This is a genomic window from uncultured Planktosalinus sp. (assembly GCF_963973675.1).
GTDB lineage: Bacteria > Bacteroidota > Bacteroidia > Flavobacteriales > Flavobacteriaceae > Planktosalinus.
The window spans coordinates 1-3,662 of the sequence record NZ_CAXBAN010000276.1 but is presented as its reverse complement, the minus strand read 5'-3'; the positions used below and the strand labels follow the sequence as shown (position 1 = coordinate 3,662).

Annotated in this window: 5 protein-coding genes; 1 reads left to right on the top strand and 4 read right to left on the bottom strand. The window is 40.7% G+C overall.

The features are described 5' to 3' along the window. Together AACY61_RS10455 and AACY61_RS10450 are read right to left on the bottom strand one after the other, a co-directional pair. The coding region (locus tag AACY61_RS10455) for an arginase family protein (protein ID WP_339611523.1) at nucleotides 1-177 on the bottom strand (177 nt) is incomplete at its 3' end. After that, on the bottom strand, nucleotides 170-1,567 hold the full coding sequence (locus AACY61_RS10450; RefSeq protein ID WP_339611522.1) for an arginine decarboxylase: 1,398 nt from the start codon (nucleotides 1,565-1,567) through the stop codon (nucleotides 170-172). The genes AACY61_RS10450 and AACY61_RS10455, both read right to left, overlap by 8 nt. A gap of 98 nt (nucleotides 1,568-1,665) precedes the next feature. Here AACY61_RS10450 and AACY61_RS10445 point away from each other — a divergent pair, with 98 nt between their 5' ends. Beyond that, nucleotides 1,666-1,800, top strand: a complete 135-nt coding sequence (locus tag AACY61_RS10445; RefSeq protein WP_339611521.1) for a hypothetical protein — start codon at nucleotides 1,666-1,668, stop codon at nucleotides 1,798-1,800. A 121-nt stretch (nucleotides 1,801-1,921) separates the two neighbouring features. Here AACY61_RS10445 and AACY61_RS10440 read toward each other — a convergent pair whose 3' ends face one another. Both AACY61_RS10440 and AACY61_RS10435 read right to left on the bottom strand, forming a co-directional pair. After that, nucleotides 1,922-2,761: a pseudouridine synthase gene (locus tag AACY61_RS10440; RefSeq protein WP_339611520.1), complete on the bottom strand. Its 840-nt coding sequence runs from the start codon at nucleotides 2,759-2,761 to the stop codon at nucleotides 1,922-1,924. A 56-nt stretch (nucleotides 2,762-2,817) separates the two neighbouring features. After that, on the bottom strand, nucleotides 2,818-3,662 hold an 845-nt coding region (locus tag AACY61_RS10435), incomplete at its 5' end, for a geranylgeranylglycerol-phosphate geranylgeranyltransferase (RefSeq protein ID WP_339611519.1).

Below are 3,662 nucleotides of genomic sequence, written 5' to 3'. Positions count from 1 at the left end.
GGTCTCTATGTCATAAAGCTCCATATTTTCTGAAGCGTGCAAAAAGGCTTCGGGGCCTTTGTCTGCACCTTTTTGCCAGCTGCTAGTTCCATCATAGGGAACCGGGATTAACACCACTTTTGCCTCGTCAATGCGGGCATACTTGTCCGGAATACCGGCATAATTTCTCTTAGTCATTGTATCCTAAAATTTTGAGTAAGTCTTCACTTTTTTGTTGTTCACTGAATAGTTTTTTGGTAATCTTCCCGTTTTCGTCCCGGTCAATTAAAATGTGTTTAGGCGATGGAATCAGGCAGTGTTGCAGGCCTCCAAATCCACCAATGGTTTCCTGATAGGCACCGGTGTTGAAAAAGCCAATATACAACGGTTTTTCTTTTTTATACTTGGGCAGATAAATGCCGTTCATATGCTGCTCACTGTTGTAATAGTCATCACTGTCACAGGTGAGTCCGCCCAGCAGGACGCGTTCATACTCGTCATTCCAGCGGTTGACGGCCAGCATGACAAAGCGTTTGTTAATGGCCCAAGTATCGGGCAGGGTGGTGATGAATGAAGAGTTAATCATATTCCACTTCTCGCGGTCGTTTTGTTGTTTTTGATAGAGTACTTCATATATTGCACCTCCGCTTTCACCTACGGTAAAGCTTCCAAATTCGGTAAAGATGTTGGGTACTGGTACTTCTTCGGCATCACATACCAGCTTGATTTGATGTAATATTTCTTCCACCATATATTTGTAATCAAACTCAAAGGCCAGCGAGTTCTTGATAGGAAAGCCACCGCCAATGTTCAGGCTGTCGAGCGAAGGACATATTTTTTTTAACTGCACATACACCTGCATACACTTGAGTAATTCGTTCCAGTAATAGGCCGTGTCGCGAATGCCGGTATTGATAAAGAAATGCAGCATTTTAAGTTGCACTTTTTTATTGTCTTTGATTTGGCGGTTGTAAAACGGAACGATGTTTTTGTAGCCGATTCCTAGACGGGAGGTATAAAATTCAAACTTGGGCTCTTCCTCGGAAGCAATGCGGATGCCAATTTTGTATTTCCCTTTGATTTCTTCATTCAATAACCCTATCTCTTCATAGTTATCTATAATCGGGATGCAGTTTTTATGGCCCCTGTTGATGAGATTGGCAATGTTTGAAATGTATTGGTCACGCTTAAAGCCGTTGCAAATTACAAAGGTCTTATCGTCAATTTTTCCATCTTCCTTGAGTTTGTTAACAATATCAATATCAAAAGCTGAAGAGGTCTCAATGTGAATGTCATTTTTAAGGGCCTCGTGCAAAACATGTTCAAAGTGAGCGCTTTTTGTACAGTAACAGTAATAGTATTTGCCTTTGTATTTGTTCTTTTTGATGGCCTCTTTAAACCAGCCTTTGGCGCGGTTGATGTTGTCTGATATTTTGGGTAGGTAGGTGAACTTTAATGGAGCGCCATATTCTTCAACCAATTCCATCAGGTCAATGCCATGAAATTGAAGTTCGTTGTCTTCAAGTGTAAACTCTTCCTGAGGGAAGTAAAAAGTTTGGTCTATGAGGTCTATATATCTTGTCTTCATTCGTTTTTAAAAAATTTCGTATAAATTAATAAAAAAAGTTAGTCAATGCGAAAGTTTATCGTATAAAATAACGATTCCTTCATACTAATCAAACACGAATGGGGGTTAAAACCTTAAAAATCAACACCGGGGTTTCAGTAGAACGGATGAAAATAATGGGAAATTTTTGTGGAGTGATTGTGGCTACCACTTTAAAACGCAACTGTGTGTGTCTTAACAGACCCGGAAGGTAAAATAAGTTCAAAAGTCCTTCAAAGTGCACTTGCTCAAATATTAAATGGTAGTGTGTAGCACAGTACAAATGAAGTCAAAAAAAATGAATTATTAAGAATCACAGCTAAAAAATATACTTAGTTACATCATCCCTAAATTAATCACTTCCTGCTTGGTCAAATGCCTCCAATGGCCACGGGGCAGGTCCTTTTTGGTGAGCCCGGCATAAGATACACGATCAAGTTTAATGACATCATAACTAAAGCTTTCAAAAATCTTTCTTACAATGTTATTGCGGTTGCTGCTCAGCTGAATCCCGATTTCACTTTTGGGTGCATTCTCAACATAAGATACAGCGTCAATTCTCACCTTCTTGCCTTCAACTGTGGGCCCTTCTTCAATTTTTTGAAAATCTTCATACTTGAGATTTTTATCCAGGGACACCTGGTAGATTTTTCTAATCATCAGTCCGGTATCGGTGAGTTTTTTCTGCATATCGTGGTCGTTGGTAAACAACAATAAACCGGTGGTGTTACGTTGTAATCTGCCCACTGGCACCAATTTGTATTTGGAGGCATTGGCCACTAGTCCCATCGCTGATTTATGCAGGGTTTCTTCTTTGGTAGAGGTGTCAAACCCTTTGGGCTTGTTGAGCAACACATATTCTTTTTTTTCGGGGCTGATACGTCTTCCGTCAAACTTGACTTCATCGGTGAGTTTAACTTTATGCCCCATTTCAGTTACCACCTGTCCGTTGACCTGCACTTGTCCGGTTGAGATGTAAAGGTCTGCTTCACGGCGTGAGCACATGCCCGAATTGGCAATGTATTTATTGAGACGTATTTCGTCAGAAGGCCCTTTGGGCTTAGGGGCTTGTTTTTTGGGTGCCCCTTTTGGAACAAATTTTTTCTTTTTAAGTATGTCTTTGGATTTGGATTTTCCTTCCCGTTTTCCGCCTCGTTTTTCTGGTTCTTTTGCCATAATCCTATTTTTTTTGCAAAGGTAGTTTATTTTATGTGCTTTCAATCAACTGTGGCTTACATTATTCTGCTGAGCAGTAAGTCGAAATCAATCAATACGATACTGAGGGTTCCCACCACGATGATGAGTTTTAAAATGGCGTGGAGAATCATATAATCAAGTTTGGCTGTTGAGCGCCAGAGGTAAAACAAAAAGACTGCCAGCAGGAACACTGCAAACAGGAAATAAACATTCATATATCCAATCTCAAACCGTGTGAGCAGCAAATAGATCGGAATTGCTGTTAAACAGCTTAAAAAGGTGAGTATTTGTTTGGAAAAACGCTCGCCATACTCCACGGGAATGGTGTGGTAATTCTGGGTGAGATCGCCTTTGATGTTTTCCAGGTCTTTGACGAGTTCGCGCATGGAAATGATCAAAAACAAAAAAGTGGCGTGCACAAAAATGACCAATGCAAAATTTTGATAGTAAATAAACACAGCAAAAAAGGGCATAATGGCAAGTACTGACGCAGTTAAATTACCAATGAACGGGTATTTCTTCAGCTTGTGCGAATAGAACCAAATCCAGAAAATATAAACCGAAAAAAAGAGCACTGCCTTGAAGGATATGGCACTCGCCAAAATAACCGCAAGGAAGTTCAATACAAAATACCCCGAAAGCTTGGTGTTCTGGCTTATAAAACTGTCGAGATAGGTCTTGTTGGGCCGGTTGATCAGGTCCTTTTCAGCATCATAAAAACTGTTGATGATATACCCGCCCGCAATGGCCAGCGCAGATGCCAGAACGATGACAAATAAATTGGGGTCAAGCACTACCTGCAAAAGGGGTTTCCCGGGCGCCAGGATATAAATGGACGTGAGGTACTGCGCAATGACGATGATTAAAATGTTATACCCCC